Here is a 16076-nt window from a genome sequence, read left to right as displayed (position 1 = left end):
GGCGCGCATGCGGCGGGTGCTGCGGTCGGAGTGGACGAAGATCCGGTCCGTGCGGTCCACCGTGTGGACGCTGGCCTCGGCCCTGGTGGTGACCGTGGCGCTCGGCATGCTCATCAGCGGGCTGGTCCGGCACTCCTTCGACGACCTCTCCCGCGAGGACCGGCTCACCTTCGACCCGACGTACACCAGCTTCGCAGGCACCTCGCTGGGCCAGCTGGCCATGATCGCCTTCGGCGTCCTGGTGGTGTCGACGGAGTACGGCACCGGCACCATCCGGGCCTCACTGGCAGCGGTACCGCAGCGCGGGACGCTGATGGCCGCCAAGCTGCTGGTGGCGACGGCGCTGGCGCTGCTGGTGGGGATGGCCACCAGCTTCCTGGCGTTCCTCCTCGGCCAGGCCATGCTGGGCCCGTACCGGACGTCGCTGGGCGAGCCGGGTGTGACGCGGGCGGTCGTCGGCGGCGGCCTGTACATGGGGCTGATGGCGCTCTTCGCGATGGGCGTGGCGTGGACGCTGCGCTCGGCGATGCTGTCGTTCGGGGTGCTGATCCCCTTCTTCTTCATGATTTCGAGCATCCTGGCCAATGTGGAGGCGACGAAACGGGTCGGTGACTACCTGCCGGACGTCGCCGGCTCGAGGATCATGGCCGTGGTGGAGACCGGGGACCGCCCCTACGGGCCGTGGACCGGGCTGCTCATCATGGTGCTGTGGGTGGCCGCCGCCGTGCTCGCCGGCTACCTGGTGCTCCGGCAGCGGGACGCCTGACGCGGGCCCCGCCCGCGCGGCGGGCCCTCACCGCGCCGCCCGCCGCCCGCCGCTATGCCGCCAGCCGCTATGGTCATAGGCCGAACGGGGGCGGTTTCGAGTCCATACGGAGTACGCCCTAAGCACCGACCAGGGGCAGAACGGATGATCGAGGCAGTCGGCCTGACGAAGAGCTACGGCTCCCAGACGGCCGTGTACAACCTGTCATTCCAGGTGCAGCCAGGCAAAGTCACCGGCTTTCTCGGCCCGAACGGGGCGGGCAAGTCCACGACCATGCGCATGATCCTCGGCCTGGACGCGCCGACGAGCGGCACCGTGACCATCAGCGGCTACCCGTACCGGAAGCTGCCGAACGCGCCGCGCCACGTGGGCGCGCTGCTGGACGCGGGCGCCAGACACGGCGGGCGCAGCGCGCGGGCGCATCTGCTGTGCCTCGCGCAGCTCGCGGGCATCCCGTCGCGGCGGGTGGACGAGGTCCTCGGCATCGTGGGGCTGACCAACGTCGCAAACAAGCGCGCCAAGGACTTCTCGCTCGGCATGGGCCAGCGCCTGGGGATCGCGGCCGCCCTGCTGGGCGACCCGCAGGTGCTGCTGTTCGACGAGCCGGTCAACGGGCTCGACCCCGAGGGCATCCTGTGGGTGCGGAACCTCATGAAGCAGCTGGCCTCAGAGGGGCGGACGGTGTTCGTCTCCAGCCACCTGATGAGCGAGATGGCGCAGACCGCCGACCACCTGATCGTGATCGGCCGCGGCCAGCTGATGGCGGACATGCCGGTGCGGGAGTTCATCGAGCGCAACTCCACCGGCTTCGCGCGCGTGCGTACCCCCGACGGTGACCCGGGCCAGCGCGAGAAGCTGGTCGGCGAGCTGACCCGCGCCGGCGGCCAGGTGCAGCCGGAGGAGGACGGCGCGTTGCGGGTGACCGGCCTGGACCTGCCGCGCATCAGCGACCTGGCGCACGCGGCGGGCGTGCGGCTGTGGGAGCTGTCGCCGCACCAGGCGTCGCTGGAAGAGGCGTACATGCGCATGACGCAGGGCGCCGTGGACTACCGCTCCACGGCCGGCCAGCCGGGCCCGGCGCCGGTGCCGGGCATGCCGCCCGGCCAGCCTGTGCCGGGCCAGCCGCCCATGGCGGCGCCCATGACGCCGCCGCAGGGGCACCCGGGCCAGCCGCCAGCCGCGCCGCCGCACGCCCCGGCCCACGCACCCGGAACCGCCATGCCGAGCCCCGAGGACGCCCGATGAGCACGCCCCCCACTCCGCAGATGCCGCCGCAGATGCCGCCGCAGCCCGCGCAGCAGCAGTACCCGCCGCACCAGCAGCACCTCCCGCCGCAGCAGCAGTACGCCGCTCAGCAGCAGTACGCGCCGCCGCAGGGGCACCCGGGCCAGCCGCCGGCCCCGTCCGCGCAGCCGGCGCCGGGCACCGCCGTCCCCGGTGCCGGGCGCAGCCACTTCGGGCACGCGCTGCTGTCGGAGTGGACGAAGATCCGCACGGTCCGCTCGACGATGTGGACGCTCGTGCTGATGTTCGTCCTGACCGTGGGCATCGGCCTGCTGGTCGCCGCCGCGCTGAGCGGCGAGGACTACACCGGCATGCCGCTGCTCTCCAGCGGCCTGTTCGGCCTGATGCTCGGCCAGCTGTGCATCATCACCCTCGGCGTGCTCGTGATCACCTCCGAGTACGGCACCGGCATGATCCGGACCACGCTGACCGCCTGCCCGCACCGGGGCCGGGTGCTGCTGGCGAAGGCCGTGGTCTTCTTCCTGCTGTCCTTCACGATGACGCTGGCCGCGACCGCCCTCACCGCGCTCTTCACCTCGTCGCTGCTCAGCGGCCAGACGGTCCCGCCGGAGGACTGGGACGATCCGGTCATGAAGGACTCGGTCGAGAACGGCGAGCTGGTCGCCTCCAGCGGTCACTGGCTGGGCGCGACGGTGGGCGCGGCGCTGTATGTCGCGCTGCTCGGCCTGCTGGGCCTGGCCGTCGGCGCGCTGCTGCGCCACTCGGCCGGCGCGATCACCACGATGGTGGGCCTGGTGCTGCTGCCGCTGGTGCTCGCGCTGTTCATGATGGTCGACAGCCTGTCCGGGCTCAGGGACGCGCTCATCGAGTACTCCCCGCTGAACGGCCTGGCCTCGCTGTACCGCCTGCCGTTCCAGGGCGGCACGGACACCGGCTGGCCGCTGCTGGGACTGCTGGCCGCCGTCACCGTGGCGGCACTGGTCGCCGCCTACGCCAAGCTGACGGCTACGGACGTCTGACGGCGCCCGCGTGCCGCACGGCAGCGCCCCGGGACCCGCGGGTTCCGGGGCGCTGCCGTGGCGCTGCACGGTCCGGGGTCCGGTGGCGGCGTTCCGGCCCGGTCGGCCCGCCGGGTCGTCAGTACCACGTGGGCCGCCCGGAGCGCCGGGGCCGGGCGGAGCGGCGGTCCCGGGCGTTCCAGCACGGGCGGTGCCAGTGTCTGCGCTCGTCCACGTCCCCCATGGCCGGCCAGGCCACGACGTGCGGCACGCGCGGCGGGATCTCCTGGTCGCAGCCGGGACACCGGTAGTGCTTGACGGCCGCGCTGGCGGTGATGCCGCGCACTACCCACTGCTCGCCCCGCCAGTCAGCGGTGTGTTCCAGGCCGTACCGGGCGGCGCTGGCGTCGGGGCGGTCCGGCTTCTGGCCGCGGGGGCGGTTGCGACGCGGGGACACGGGACACCTCGGGACTGGGATCGGGGACTGGGATCAGGGGCTGGGAGGGGCGGGGAACCTGCCGGTTTGTCAACCTATTTATCTGAGTCTAGTCACGCTTCCGCCCGTTCTGGCGGCCCCCGCACGTCCGGCCGCGTGCGCCCGGCGGCGCCCCGCGACCCAGATCATCGGAAAAAACTGCCGCTGTCCCGTGCCCTTGTCACGTGCCACGCGTTACACAAGAAAACATCTTCCGCGTCCGCACGGACCTGACGACGGGCTTCCGCGGGGGCGTTCCCGGGGACGTACCACAGGGACGCGTGGGACACGGGGCGGATGCCGCGCGGGCGGCGAGAGGGAGGGCGGATGGCAGCGGGCGGCCAGAAGCTGCGCGTCGGAGCGTTCCTGCTGGCGGGGCAGTTCCCCGGCCAGGGGCAGCACGAGCCGCTGCGGCGGGCGCTGCGCGCGGCGACGGCGGCCGAGGAGGCCGGGCTGGACTCGGTGTGGCTGGCCGAGCACCACTTCGTGCCGTACGGGGTGTGCCCGTCGGCGGCCACGTTCGCGGCGCTGCTTCTGGGCCAGACCCGCCGCATCGGCGTCGGCACGGCGGTCAGCGTGATGTCCACCGCCCATCCCGTGGCGCTGGGCGAGCAGGCCGCGCTGCTGCACGTGCTCTCCTCCGGCCGGTTCACGCTCGGCGTGGGCCGGGGCGGGCCGTGGGTGGACCTGGAGGTCTTCGGCACGGGCCTGGCGGCGTACGAGCAGGGCTTCCCCGAGGCGCTCGACCTGCTGCTGCGCTGGCTGCGGGAGCCGCGCGTGGGGGCGGACGGCGAGCGGTACCGCTTCCGCGAGGTGCCGGTGGTGCCGCGTCCCGCCCCCGCCCCAGACGACGGGAACGGCGGGAGGGACGGGGCCGGCGCTGGCGGCGGAGCCGGGCTGCCCGCGCCGCCGGTCGTGGTGGCCTGCACCTCCCCCGGCACGGTGCGGCTGGCGGGCGAGCGCGGCCTGCCGATGCTGCTCGGGATGCACGTCGGCGACGACGAGAAGGCGGAGGCGGTGGCGCAGTGGCGCGCGGCGGCCCGGGAGGCGGGGCTGAGCGAGGAACGCATCGAGGCGGCGGCGGGGCTGCACGTCTCGGCGGGCGTGGCGCAGGTGGCCGACAGCCACAGCGAGGCGGTGCAGACGCTCCGCGGCGCCCTGCCCGGCTGGCTGCGCCAGGGGCTGGCCGCCCATCAGACCGTGGACGGCCGGGAGCGCCGGATGCGGGACCCGCTGGCCTACACCGAGCTGCTGAGCGAGCTTCATCCGGTGGGCGATCCGGCGCTGTGCGCCGAGCGGCTGGCCAGGACGGCAGCGCGCACGGGGATCAGCCGCTTCGCGCTCATGGTCGAGGGGTCGGGAGGCGCGGCGGCCACGGAGCGGAACGTGCGGCGCCTCGCCGAGGACGTGCTGCCGCTCCTCCCCGGGCACGCGGGGAGGGCGGCAGCATCAGCGGGCACCGGTCCCGGCGGCGCCGCGGCTGAACCTTTCAGCAGTCGCGCAGCTCCGGCGACTGGTTGAGGATCTGGCTGCGGACGGAGGTGAATTGCTCCAGAGTCTCCTGGGGGCCGTCGAACGGGAAGACGGCCACCCGGTGGCAGTTCTGGAAGGCCAGCCGCACGCCGAAGTGACGCTGGAGCGCGCCGCGGATGGCGTCACTGGCGAGCGCGCGCAGCAGCTGGCCGCGGGCCTGCTCGTCCGGCGGGGGCGTGGTGTTGTCGGCGAAGGGTCCGCCGTCCACCTTGAGCTGGGCGACGAGATTGCTGATCATGTCCCAGGCGTAAGGCAGGGACGTCCGGACACAGTCGATGAACTCCGCCTCATCGACCTCGCCTCGCTCCGCCTGCTGGAGCAGCGCTGGTGGGACGTCGAGCGACATGAGATCTCCTCTCACGACCCCCTTGCGCAGGGGATCAAGCGGACGAGCCTTCGGGATGCCACCGCCGATAGCCACCCCGCTAAGGCGGCGGGCTTCGTTGGCCAACGGTAGGGTGCGGGGCGCGTGCATGTCAGCGGAATGGGCACATAACTGGCCATTGTCGAATCCGGCGATTCGGCCCATTTCGACCTCCTCGCCGTCCACTTGGCGCCCGCGCCCGCCGGTCCAGTAGCGTGGCGGACCATGCGTCTCGTGATCGCCCGCTGCTCCGTTGACTACGTCGGACGGCTCACCGCCCACCTGCCCTCGGCGCCCCGGCTGATCCTCGTCAAGGCCGACGGCTCCGTGTCCATCCACGCCGATGACCGGGCATACAAGCCGCTCAACTGGATGTCGCCGCCGTGCACGCTCAAGGAGGAACCGGCCACGGAGGGTGCGGACGGCGGCACGGGGCACGCCGTGTGGACCGTGACCAACAAGGCGGGTGAGCGCCTGATCATCACCATGGAAGAGGTGCTCCACGACTCCAGCCACGAACTGGGCGTCGATCCCGGCCTGATCAAGGACGGTGTGGAAGCCCACCTCCAGGAGCTGCTGGCCGACCGCATGGAGACGCTGGGCGAGGGCTGGACGCTGATCCGGCGCGAGTACCCCACGGCGATCGGCCCCGTCGACATCCTCGGCAGGGACGCGGAGGGCACGACCGTCGCGATCGAGATCAAGCGGCGCGGCGAGATCGACGGCGTCGAGCAGCTCACCCGCTACCTGGAGCTGCTCAACCGCGATCCCCGGCTCGCCCCCGTGGTGGGGGTGTTCGCCGCGCAGGAGATCAAGCCGCAGGCGCGGACGCTGGCGACGGACCGGGGCATCCGCTGCGTGACGCTCGACTACGACGCCCTGCGCGGCACGGACGACGACAAGCTGCGGCTGTTCTGACGGCCGGTCAGCCGCTGCCCGGGCGCCGGTCAGAGCGTGGGGGTACCGGTGGCGTCGCCGGTCTCGCCGCCCTCCACCGTGCCGCCTGGGTCTCCCCCCGTAGCCCCTTCCGAGGTGCCGCCGGCGGGGTCGCCGCCGTCGCTGTCCCCGCCGCTTCCCCCGTCGCTGCTGCCCTCGCTCGGGCTGCCGGACGGGCTCCCGGACGGGGAACCGGCGCCGTCGCTGTCCCCGTCGCTGCTGCCCTCGCTCGGGCTGCCGGACGGGCTCCCCGACGGGGAACCGCCGCCGTCGCTGTCCCCGTCGCTGCTGCCCTCGCTCGGGCTGCCGGACGGGCTCCCCGACGGGGAACCGCCGCCGTCACTCCCGGTCTCGCTGGGCGAGCCGGGTCCGGTGGTGCCGGGCGTGCCGGAGCCGGTCTCCTCGTCGGCCGGCTCGCTGGAGCCGGCTCCGGTGCCGTCGCTCTCGCTGGCCGACGGGTCGCCGGGGCCCTCAGACTCCTCCTCCGGCGAGTTCTCCGGCGGGTCGCTGGGGGTGTCCTCGGGCGAGGCGGGCGTGTGCTCGTCGCGGGGGGTGTGGGTGTCGGTGACGACCGGACCGGTGTCGTTGGCGTCCTCCGGTTCGTCCTCCTCGGAGGTCATGCCGAGGGTGACGACCGTGCCGAGGACGACGGCAAGCAGCGCCGCCGCCCCGGCGGTGAGCGCGTTGCGGCGGCCGCGGCCGGCGGCCTCGCGGGTGCCGGGCTCGTGACCGGCGCCGCGGTCGATGAGCTGGGTCGGCTCGTCCTCCGCCGCCAGCGCCGCGGGCTCGTGGGGCGGCACGGGCGACGGCGGGGCGGCGGGCGAGCCCAGCCGCGGCGTCGTCTCCGGCAGCACCGGCACCGGCGCGGTCATGGGCCCGGTCGGCGCGGCCTGGCGCTCCAGGTCGGCGACCAGCGCCAGCGCGCGGCGGTCCACGACCGTGCCGCCGGTGTCGGAGAGCACGCCGTGCAGCGCGGTGGACGCTTCCAGTTCGGTGCGGGCCCGGTCGAGCTGGCCGCGGCAGAGCGCCAGCACGCCCAGCTCGTGGTGGAAGTACGCCTGCTGCGAGACCTCGCCCGCGGCCCGGGCGGACTCGGAGCCGCAGCGCAGCATCCACTCCCAGGCACCCCACAGCGGCGAGGCCGCCAGCAGCGGCGCGGCGGCACGCGCGAGCCGGACGGCGTCGGCGGCCTGCCCGTCGCGCTGGGCGGCGCGCGCGGTGGCGAGCAGCGCGAGCGCCTCGTCGTACGCGGCGGCCGGCGCGGCGGACGGCTCGGAGAGCCAGCGCGCGTAGTAGGCGCACGCGGTGCGGATGCGGCCGTCCGCGCCCTCGGCGTACCCCGCCCGCGCCAGGGTGGCGGCGACCCCGTCCGCCAGCCGCTGGCCCGGGCCGGATCCCGCGAGCAGCCCGGCGTCGCTCAGGTCGGCCAGGTGCGCGGCCGCCTCGGCGCTGCCGGTGAGCGCGGCGAGGTGGTCGGGGCCCGGCATCTCGCCGCCGAGGGCCACGGCGTAGCGCAGGATCTCCTGGGCCGGGCCCGGCAGCCCGGCCGCCAGGCGCGGCACCACCGAGGCGGCGTCCGGCAGCGGCGGTCCCTCGGCCCCGGACACTCCCTGGGCATCGCGCTGCCGCAGCAGGGCGGCGGCCTGGAGGAACCGCGGCGGCAGGCCCTGGCTGGCGAGCCACAGGTCGCCCGCCCAGTCGGTCTCGGCCGTGGTGAGCGGGCGCCCGGCCGCGCTCTCCAGCAGGTCGAGGCAGGCGGTGCGGCTGAGCCCGGTGAGGGTCAGCTCCTCGACCCGTCCGGCCGTGGCGGGGGCGGGCACCCCGGGGGACACGGCGAAGAGGAAGGCGCACTCGGGGGTGGCGTCCAGCAGGCCGTCGAGCGCCTCGCCGCCGGTCTCCAGGTCGTCGACCACGACGACGGCGCCGACCTCACGCAGCGCGGCGGCCAGCTCCCGGCCGGCCGGACGGTAGCCCGGGGAGTGGTGGGTGGCGGCGTACAGGGCGTGGAGCAGGTCGTCGGCGGTGCGCTGCCGCCCGCTCAGGCGCACCACGCCGTCGGGGGCCAGGTCGGCCGTGGCGCGCGCGACCTCGTCCAGCACGGTCGTGCGCCCGGTGCTCGGCGCGGCGACGAGCCGTACTGAACGGCCGCGTGCGAGGAGCCGGGTGAGCCGCTGGATGACCTCCTGGCGCTCCAGCAGCAGCGGTTCGTCGGCGGCCCGCTCGTCCTGGCCGGGCCGGACGGGCGGCCGGCGGGTGACGCCGGGACGGCGGCCGGGAGGGCAGGGCTCGATCTCACTGCCGTCCACGGGATTGACGGTGAGCAGGAAGTCGCCCGCCACCAGCTCGACGGCCCGGCGGGGGCCGTCATCGCCCTGGGCGTGAGGCGCCGGGAAGTTGGGATCCATGTCCTCGGTCCGTTGTCTCGAGACGTGAACGGCTCGGTGCCGCGGCACCGCCTGGCCGGAGCAACGGTACTCTCCCTCGGCCCGCGTGCGTGGGGGAGGCGGGCGGTTACGGGGCGATCGTGAGGATTCTGTGAAGCCGGGTGGCGACGAGCACCCGGTGCATGCGCGGCGGAACGTCGCGCAGCACGAGTCTGCGGCCGCAGCGGCCCGCGCGGCGGTGCGCGCCCATGAGGACGCCGAGCCCGGTGGCGTCCCACGAGTCGAGCCCTCGCAGATCGAGCACGAGGTCCCCCTCCCCCGCGTCCACCGCCTCGTGCAAGACGGCCCGGACGTCCGCTGCGCTGCGGACGTCGAGGCACCCGCCGACGACGACCAGCTCGGCGTGGTCGCCCGTGATGTGCATAGGTGCTCCGCTCCTGGTTGTCCGTATGGCTGGGCTCAGCCCGTGACGGCTGACGGCGGTGGGCGTGGCCGCCGTGCGCGCGGGGCACGCGCGCGGCAACGGGCCCCCGGCCCGGCGGCGGACCGGCGCCGGGCCGGGGCCGCGGCCCTTCAGTAGGGGTAGAAGCCCTGGCCGCTCTTGCGGCCGATGTCCCCGGCGTCCACCATGCGCCGCATGAGTTCGGGCGGGGAGAACTTCTCGTCCCGGCACTCGGCGTAGATGTTCTCCGTGGCCTTCAGCAGCACGTCGATGCCGGTGAGGTCGGCCGTGGCCAGCGGGCCCATGGCGTGCCCGAAGCCGAGGCGGCAGGCCGTATCGATGTCCTCGGCGCTGGCGACGCCCGACTCGTACAGCCGCACGGCCTCGACCACGAGCGCCGAGATGAGCCGGGTGGTGACGAAACCGGCGACGTCCCGGTTGACGACCACGCAGGTCTTGCCGGTGGACTCGGCGAACTCCCGGGCGGCGGCGAGCGTTTCGTCGCTGGTCTTGTGGCCCCGCACCAGCTCGCACAGCCGCATCACCGGCACCGGCGAGAAGAAGTGCGTGCCGACGACGCGTTCGGGGCGGCGGGTGGCCGCGGCCAGCTTGGTCAGCGGGATGGCCGAGGTGTTGGAGGCCAGCACGGTGGTGTCGCTGACGATGTCCTCGAGCGCGCGGAACAGGTCGCGCTTGACGTCGGCGTCCTCGTAGACGGCCTCCACGACGATCTCGGCCCCGGCCGCGGCGCCGAGGTCGGTCGTGGTGGTGACGCGGGACAACGTTGCCTCCGCGTCGGCCTGGGTCATGGTGCCCTTCGCCACGAAGCGGGAGCAGGACGACTCGATGGCGGCCCTGCCGCGCGCCAGCGCCTCGTCCGTCAGATCGCGCAGCACGACCTCCCAGCCCGCCTGGGCGGCGACCTGCGCGATGCCGGACCCCATCAGTCCGGCCCCGATGACGGCAAGCTTCCTGGCCACGTGTGATCTCCCTTGATCCATGCCGGGGTCCTGCTCCGGGCGGGCCCGCCCGGGGCGAACACTTTAAGGGTCCGTCCTCACAGGGGGCACCGCGGCCGCCGCGGCGGCGAAGGCGGGCACCGTCCCGCCCGCGGCTTCCCGCCGGGCCGGGCGCGCCGTGAACGGTGTTCCCTGTGAGGACGGACCCTAGTCCTCGTCGGCCCGGCGCGGTGGGCGGGTCGCGGGTAAAGAGACACGCGTCACGCCGAGGCGGCGAGCGGACGGCGCGCGTAGTCGCGCACCCGCGGGCTCAGCAGCTGCTCGGCGGCGTCCAGTTTCCCGAGCGCGAGGGCGGCGATGTCGTCAACCGCCATGCCGCTGCGCAGCCCCTCCACGACGGTGCTGAAGACCGTGCTGTTGACGGCGACGAGCTGCATGGCGACCATCTCCGGCACGTGGTCGCCCGGCGCGGCGCCGGAGACCTCGCGCATCGTCTCGGTCAGGCGCTTGCCGATCTCGTACTGCATGCGCACCAGGCGGTCCCGCAGCGTCGGGGAGGACTGCGCGACGTGCACGAAGCGGTCGAAGCCCTCGGCCAGCCCGGAGCGGGCGTTGCGTTCCTCGATGTCCCGTCGCAGCGCCGCGAACAGCGCCTCGGCGGCGGACACCCCGGGGGCACGCTCGCGCACGCAGCGGGAGGGGTAGTCCACCGTCTCCTCTTCCCGGTCGAAGAAGAGGTCCTCCTTGGAGGCGAAGTAGTTGTAGACGGTGTTGACGGAGACGTCGGCGGCCTCCGCGATCTCGGCGACGGTGACGTCGTCGAAGCCTCGTTCCATGAACAGGGCCGTGGCGACGTCGGAGATGAACTGCCTGGTCCGACGCTTCTTCCGTTCTCTCAGACCAGCCATACTCTTCACTCTAACCAGAGTTGATCAAACTGAAAACTTGGACCCATTGCATTTTTGGGGTCAGCTCTTGTTGTGTAGGGTGCATGGCTCCGATCCTGTCCACCAGCGGGCTCGCCCGCACCTTCGAGACCAAGCACGGGACCGTCGAAGCGGTACGCGGCATCACCATGTCCGTCGAGCAAGGGGAGACGCTCGGCTTCCTCGGCCCCAACGGCGCGGGCAAGAGCACCACCCTGCGCATGCTGACCACCCTGCTGCCCCCGTCCCGTGGCACCGCGATGGTCGCCGGCCACGACCTGGCCCGCGAGCCGGAGGCCGTACGCCAGCGCATCGGCTACGTCGCCCAGTCCGGCGGCGTCTCCCCGGAAGAGACCGTCCGCGACGAACTCACCCTCCAGGGCCGCCTGTACCGGCTGTCCAAGTCCCAGGCCCGGCGCCGCACCGAGCAGCTGGCGCGGGACCTCGACCTCGTCGAGCTGCTCGACCGCAAGTGCTCCGAGCTGTCCGGCGGCCAGCGGCGGCGCCTGGACATCGCCATGGCGCTCACCCACCGGCCGTCGATCCTCTTCCTCGACGAGCCCACCACCGGCCTCGACCCGGGCAGCCGGGCCGACGTGTGGGACCTGGTCCGCCGCGTCCGCGCCGAGCAGGGCACGACCGTGTTCCTGACGACGCACTACCTCGACGAGGCGGACGCGCTCGCCGACCGGCTGATCATCGTCGACGGCGGCCGGATCGTCGCCGAGGGAACACCGCAGGACCTGAAGATGCGCTACTGCGGCTCCCCCCACGCCTCGCTGCAGGACACGTTCATCGCCATCACCGGACACGGCCCCAAGCAGCACGAGGCCGAGCCCGTCGCCGTCTGACCTTCAGGCCCCCTCACCACGGCCCTCACCACGGAACGGATCTCTCCGCACACCATGTCTTCCCTGTCCACCACCCTCTCCGACACCGGGCTGATCTTCGGCCGCTACATGCGGCAGACGCTCCGGTCCAAGGTCGGCGTCATCTTCGGGCTGCTCCAGCCCACCCTCTTCCTGGTCTTCTTCGGCCCGCTGCTGGAGGACATCCGGCTGAGCGACTCCGGCGACTCCTGGCAGGTCCTGGTGCCCGGACTGCTCGTGCAGCTCGGGCTGTTCAGCGCCGCGTTCGTGGGCTTCGGCCTCATCATGGAAAAGCAGCAGGGCGTCATCGAGCGGATGCGGGTCACGCCCGTCAGCCGCCTCGCCCTCCTCCTCGGCAGGGTGCTGCGGGACGTCGTCCAGCTGGTGGTGCAGTCGGCGATCCTGGTGCTGCTCGGCTACGCCTTCGGCCTGCGCGCGCCGGTGGTGGGCGTGCTGATCGGCTTCCTGTTCGTCGCCGTGCTCGCCATCTCCCTGGCCTCCCTGTCCTACGCCTTCGCGATGCGCGTGGAGACCATGCAGGAGTTCGCGCCGGTCATCAATTCCCTGAACCTGCCGGCGATGCTGCTCTCCGGCGTGCTGCTGCCCATGGCGCTGGCCCCGGCCTGGCTGGACACGATCTCCCACTTCGTGCCGTTCCGCTACATCGTCGACGCCGTCCGCGCCGCCTTCGTCGGCGAGTACGGTGACGGCGACCTCGCCGTCGGCGCCGCCGTGGCCGGCGTGTTCGCCCTGATCTCCCTCTTCCTCGGCACCCGGCTGTTCCGCAGGGCCGGCGCCTGACGGCCGGTCCTCACCCGCGGTGCGGGCGGCGGGCGCGGGAGTAGCCTCGCTGCCATGGTGAACCTGACGCGGATCTACACGCGGACCGGAGACGACGGCACGACGGCGCTCGGCGACAACAGCCGCACCGCCAAGACCGACCTGCGCATCGCCGCGTACGCCGACACCAACGAGGCGAACGCGGTCATCGGGACGGCGCTGGCCCTCGGCAACCTGCCCGAGGACGTCAGCGCCGTCCTCGTCCGCGTGCAGAACGACCTGTTCGACGTCGGCGCCGACCTGAGCACCCCGGTCACCGAGAACCCGGCGGTGCCGCCGCTGCGCGTCGAGCAGAGCTACATCGACCGGCTGGAAGCGGACTGTGACCGCTTCCTCGCTGGCCTGGAGAAGCTGCGCAGCTTCATCCTGCCCGGCGGCACGCCCGGCGCCGCCCTGCTCCACCAGGCGTGCACCGTGGTGCGGCGGGCGGAGCGCTCGACGTGGGCGGCGCTGGAGGTACACGGCGAGACCATGAACGCCCTGACGGCCACGTACCTCAACCGCCTGTCCGACCTGCTGTTCATCCTCGCCAGGACCGCCAACGCCGAGCGCGGCGACGTGCTGTGGGTCCCGGGCGAGAACCGCTGACCCCCTGACCGCCCGCGCGTCAGGCCGCGGGCGGATCCTCCCGGCCCGCCGCCGCGGCGGGCCGGGACGCCTCCGGCACCGCCGGTTCCGCCGGCTGTGCCGGCTGCGCCGGTGGCTTCTTCGGCCAGATCGTGTACGTCAGCGCCACGATGCCGTGGATGACCAGCGCCTTCACCGCCGTGTCCTGCCAGCCGCGCAGCGGCGCCGCCTGGTCCGCGTCACCGACGATGGCGGCCATCGCCTCCAGCACGGCCAGCGCCAGCGCCACGGCCACCAGCGTCATCAGCCACAGCCGCCACTCGTGCCGCGCCCGCGCCTTGCCGTACCGGGGCGGCTTCGGCGGCCGGGGCGCCCCGTCCAGCCGGTGCGCGGCGTGCCCGTCCGCCCACCGGATCATGTAGTGCCCGTAGGCCACGGTGAACCCCAGGTACAGCGCCGCCAGGCCGTGCCCGAACGACGGCTCGGCGCCGTTCCGCAGGTCCAGCGCGGTCGCCGCCAGCAGCAGCACGTCGACCAGCGGCACGCACGCCAGCAGCACCGTGCTGGCCCGCCGCCGGCGCAGCAGGTACCGCACGGCCAGGCCAGCCGCCAGCAGCACCCAGAAGCCGATCTCGGCGGCCGCGATCAGCGCCAGAATCATCCCGGTCTCCTCCTCCAGGCTCCTGCGAGCTCTCCGGCCCGCCCTTCAGCGTGCCTGCCCTGCCCGCCCCGGTCGTCGTCGCCCAGGACGATTCAGCCCCGCGGCCGCCTGCATCCTTCGGCGGAGCCGCCGTGCCCCCGCGGGGGAACCGGACAGCGCCCGGCACATGCTGAGATGGGACCATGCGCCTTCTCCGCCCTCACCGCCACGACGTCTGGATCGCCGTGGCCGGACTCGCGGGCGGACTGCTCGGCCTGGCGCTGGACCTGTATACCTTCCGCCCCCACGGCGATCCGCGCTGGGTGCTGCTGGGGCTGGCCGCGATGTGCGCGGCCGAACTGATGCGGCGGTCGGCACCGGTGCTGGCCCTGTGCGTGGCCGTGCCCGCGCTCGTCGCGGACACGCTCACCGGCGGTCTGCTGGCGGTGGTCGTGATGTTCACCGACGTGGTCTACGCCGCCGTCCTCTACGGCGGCGCCCGCGCCTCCCGGAACGTGCTGGTGCTCAGCGTGGTCACCACGGTCGGCGCGACCGTGGCTTTCCTCGCGGCGACCCGGCAGCCGGAAGGGCTGATCCTCGGTGCCCTCTGCGCGGGCATCACCGTCGTCCCCGCCGGCACCGCGGTCATCGTCCGCGACCACCGGGAGGCCGCTGCGGCCGAGCGGCTGCGCGCCGAGCAGACCGCGCTGCTCGCCGAGATGGACCGGGTCCAGGCCGTGACCGCCGAGCGCTCCCGCATGGCCCGCGAGCTCCACGATGTCATCGCCGGGCACCTGACCGCCATCGCGATCCACTCCACCGCCGCCCTCTCCCTGCACGACCGCGCCGCCGCCGGCGAGGGCACGGACGGCGGTCCGGGGGACGAGGACGCCACCCGGACCGCGCTGACCGTCATCCGCGAGAACAGCACCCAGGGCCTCGCCGAGATGCGCCGCCTGATCGGGCTGCTGCGCGAGAGCGGCGAGGACCAGGAGGTCCCCGAGTCCGCGCCCAGCCTCGACGGGGTGGACGCCCTGGTGCGGCGCGCGGAACAGAGCGGCGCCGCCAGCCAGCTCACCTTCACCCTGCGCGACGAGCGCGGCGACGCCCCCAAGCCGCCCGCCCCGATCGAGCTCGCCGCCTACCGCATCGTCCAGGAGTCGCTGACCAACGCCGTCAAGCACGCCTCCCCCGGCGAGGTCACCGTCGAGCTGCGGCAGCACGAGGCCGCGCTCGCCATCACCGTCACCAGCCCTCTCGACGCGCGGCGCGCGGCGGGCCCGCGCGCCCCCGGCGCCCGCGCGGGCGTCACCGGCATGCGGGAACGCGTCGCCCTCCTCGGCGGCTCCTTCGAGGCCGGCCCGGCGGACGGCTGCTGGCGGGTGCGGGCCGAACTCCCCACCACGGAAGGAACAGCACAGCAGTGACCATCCGCGTACTCGTGGCCGAGGACCAGGCGGCCGTCCGCCAGGGGCTCGTCCTCATACTCCGCAGCGCCCCCGGCATCGAGGTGGCAGGCGAGGCGGCGGACGGCGAGGAGGCCGTGGCGCGCGCCCGCGCGCTCCGGCCGGACGTCGTGGTCATGGACGTGCGGATGCCGCGGCTCGACGGCATCACGGCCACCGGGACCATCACCGGCGAGGGCCTGGCGGACGTCCTGGTGCTGACGACGTTCGACTTCGACGCCTACGTCTTCGGCGCGCTGCGCGCCGGTGCCGCCGGCTTCCTGCTCAAGGACAGCGACGCCGCCACCCTCATCGAGGCCGTCCGCACGGTGGCGCGCGGCGACGGCATCATCGCCCCGGCCGTCACCCGCCGCCTGATCGCGGAGTTCGCCCGGAGCGGCGGCCCGGCCCCGCGCCCCGCCGCGGCGGCGGGAGCGGCGGGGGGCGGGACCGGCGCGGCAGCGGAGCGGCTGGCGCTGCTGACGCCGCGCGAGCGGGAGGTGCTGGCGGAGCTGGCCGCGGGCAGGTCCAACGCCGAGATCGCCGCCCGCCTCGACATGGCGGAGGCCACCGTGAAGTCCCACGTCAGCCGGGTGCTGCACAAGCTGGAGCTGCGCAGCCGGGTCCAGGCCGCCGTGCTCGCCCAGGAGTGGTCGCTGGGCGGGGACTGAGCGGGGACGGCGGGGA

Annotated in this window: 17 protein-coding genes; 10 read left to right on the top strand and 7 right to left on the bottom strand. The window is 74.0% G+C overall.

The window, feature by feature from the left end; translation table 11 throughout:
• The first annotated feature begins 7 nt into the window (after positions 1–7).
• The 3 genes from JK356_RS01490 (at position 8) to JK356_RS01480 (ending at position 3030) form a co-directional block, all read left to right on the top strand.
• The gene (locus JK356_RS01490) at positions 8–766 is read left to right on the top strand and encodes an ABC transporter permease (protein ID WP_201865727.1); all 759 of its coding nucleotides are present in this window, start codon (positions 8–10) and stop codon (positions 764–766) included.
• Between the two features lie 144 nt (positions 767–910).
• Positions 911–2011, top strand: a complete 1101-nt coding sequence (locus JK356_RS01485; RefSeq protein ID WP_201865596.1) for an ABC transporter ATP-binding protein — start codon at positions 911–913, stop codon at positions 2009–2011.
• Positions 2008–3030 (top strand): ABC transporter permease, encoded by a 1023-nt coding sequence (locus JK356_RS01480; protein ID WP_236670541.1) that lies wholly within the window; start codon positions 2008–2010, stop codon positions 3028–3030. The genes JK356_RS01485 and JK356_RS01480 overlap by 4 nt, the downstream gene beginning before the upstream one ends.
• 118 nt (positions 3031–3148) lie before the next feature.
• On the opposite strand, the gene JK356_RS01475 is transcribed toward JK356_RS01480, so the two are convergent.
• Positions 3149–3466 carry an ATP/GTP-binding protein gene (locus tag JK356_RS01475; protein ID WP_201865595.1) on the bottom strand — a complete coding sequence of 106 codons (318 nt, stop codon included), beginning with the start codon at positions 3464–3466 and terminating at the stop codon, positions 3149–3151.
• A 366-nt stretch (positions 3467–3832) separates the two neighbouring features.
• Here JK356_RS01475 and JK356_RS01470 point away from each other — a divergent pair, with 366 nt between their 5' ends.
• Positions 3833–5005, top strand: coding sequence for an LLM class flavin-dependent oxidoreductase (locus tag JK356_RS01470; protein WP_201865725.1), 1173 nt, complete (start codon positions 3833–3835; stop codon positions 5003–5005).
• On the opposite strand, the gene JK356_RS01465 is transcribed toward JK356_RS01470, so the two are convergent.
• The gene (locus JK356_RS01465; RefSeq protein ID WP_201865594.1) at positions 4974–5363 is read right to left on the bottom strand and encodes an SCO5389 family protein; all 390 of its coding nucleotides are present in this window, start codon (positions 5361–5363) and stop codon (positions 4974–4976) included. The two genes, JK356_RS01470 and JK356_RS01465, sit on opposite strands and share 32 nt — an antisense overlap.
• Positions 5364–5606: 243 nt before the next feature.
• Here JK356_RS01465 and nucS point away from each other — a divergent pair, with 243 nt between their 5' ends.
• Positions 5607–6299: an endonuclease NucS gene (gene nucS / locus JK356_RS01460; protein ID WP_201865593.1), complete on the top strand. Its 693-nt coding sequence runs from the start codon at positions 5607–5609 to the stop codon at positions 6297–6299.
• Between the two features lie 29 nt (positions 6300–6328).
• Here the strand turns inward: nucS and JK356_RS01455 are convergent, their stop codons facing one another.
• The 4 genes from JK356_RS01455 to JK356_RS01440 all read right to left on the bottom strand — a co-directional run bounded on the left by JK356_RS01455 (position 6329) and on the right by JK356_RS01440 (position 11010).
• Positions 6329–8722, bottom strand: coding sequence for an ATP-binding protein (locus JK356_RS01455; protein ID WP_201865592.1), 2394 nt, complete (start codon positions 8720–8722; stop codon positions 6329–6331).
• Between the two features lie 106 nt (positions 8723–8828).
• Entirely contained in the window at positions 8829–9125 is a 297-nt protein-coding gene (locus tag JK356_RS01450; RefSeq protein WP_201865591.1) for an STAS domain-containing protein, read from the bottom strand.
• Positions 9126–9274: 149 nt separating this feature from the next.
• Positions 9275–10123 carry a 3-hydroxyacyl-CoA dehydrogenase family protein gene (locus JK356_RS01445; RefSeq protein ID WP_201865590.1) on the bottom strand — a complete coding sequence of 283 codons (849 nt, stop codon included), beginning with the start codon at positions 10121–10123 and terminating at the stop codon, positions 9275–9277.
• 239 nt (positions 10124–10362) lie between these two features.
• Complete coding sequence (locus JK356_RS01440; protein WP_201865589.1) at positions 10363–11010, bottom strand: TetR/AcrR family transcriptional regulator; 648 nt, start codon at positions 11008–11010, stop codon at positions 10363–10365.
• Between the two features lie 83 nt (positions 11011–11093).
• Between JK356_RS01440 and JK356_RS01435 the strand changes: the two genes are divergently transcribed.
• The 3 genes from JK356_RS01435 to JK356_RS01425 are packed head-to-tail and all read left to right on the top strand — an operon-like array spanning position 11094 to position 13325.
• Positions 11094–11879 (top strand): ABC transporter ATP-binding protein, encoded by a 786-nt coding sequence (locus JK356_RS01435; protein WP_201865588.1) that lies wholly within the window; start codon positions 11094–11096, stop codon positions 11877–11879.
• 54 nt (positions 11880–11933) lie between these two features.
• Complete coding sequence (locus JK356_RS01430; RefSeq protein ID WP_201865587.1) at positions 11934–12698, top strand: ABC transporter permease; 765 nt, start codon at positions 11934–11936, stop codon at positions 12696–12698.
• A gap of 54 nt (positions 12699–12752) precedes the next feature.
• Entirely contained in the window at positions 12753–13325 is a 573-nt protein-coding gene (locus tag JK356_RS01425; RefSeq protein WP_201865586.1) for a cob(I)yrinic acid a,c-diamide adenosyltransferase, read from the top strand.
• A 19-nt stretch (positions 13326–13344) separates the two neighbouring features.
• On the opposite strand, the gene JK356_RS01420 is transcribed toward JK356_RS01425, so the two are convergent.
• Complete coding sequence (locus JK356_RS01420; RefSeq protein WP_201865585.1) at positions 13345–13965, bottom strand: hypothetical protein; 621 nt, start codon at positions 13963–13965, stop codon at positions 13345–13347.
• A 182-nt stretch (positions 13966–14147) separates the two neighbouring features.
• Between JK356_RS01420 and JK356_RS01415 the strand changes: the two genes are divergently transcribed.
• Positions 14148–15371: a sensor histidine kinase gene (locus JK356_RS01415; protein WP_201865584.1), complete on the top strand. Its 1224-nt coding sequence runs from the start codon at positions 14148–14150 to the stop codon at positions 15369–15371.
• Positions 15368–16060 carry a response regulator transcription factor gene (locus tag JK356_RS01410; RefSeq protein WP_201865583.1) on the top strand — a complete coding sequence of 231 codons (693 nt, stop codon included), beginning with the start codon at positions 15368–15370 and terminating at the stop codon, positions 16058–16060. The genes JK356_RS01415 and JK356_RS01410 overlap by 4 nt, the downstream gene beginning before the upstream one ends.
• Positions 16061–16076: the final 16 nt, after the last annotated feature.

This window comes from Streptomyces sp. 7-21 (assembly GCF_016741785.1).
Lineage (GTDB): Bacteria > Actinomycetota > Actinomycetes > Streptomycetales > Streptomycetaceae > Streptomyces.
Note: the sequence above shows the minus strand (reverse complement) of the source record. Positions and strands in the feature narration are given on the sequence as shown.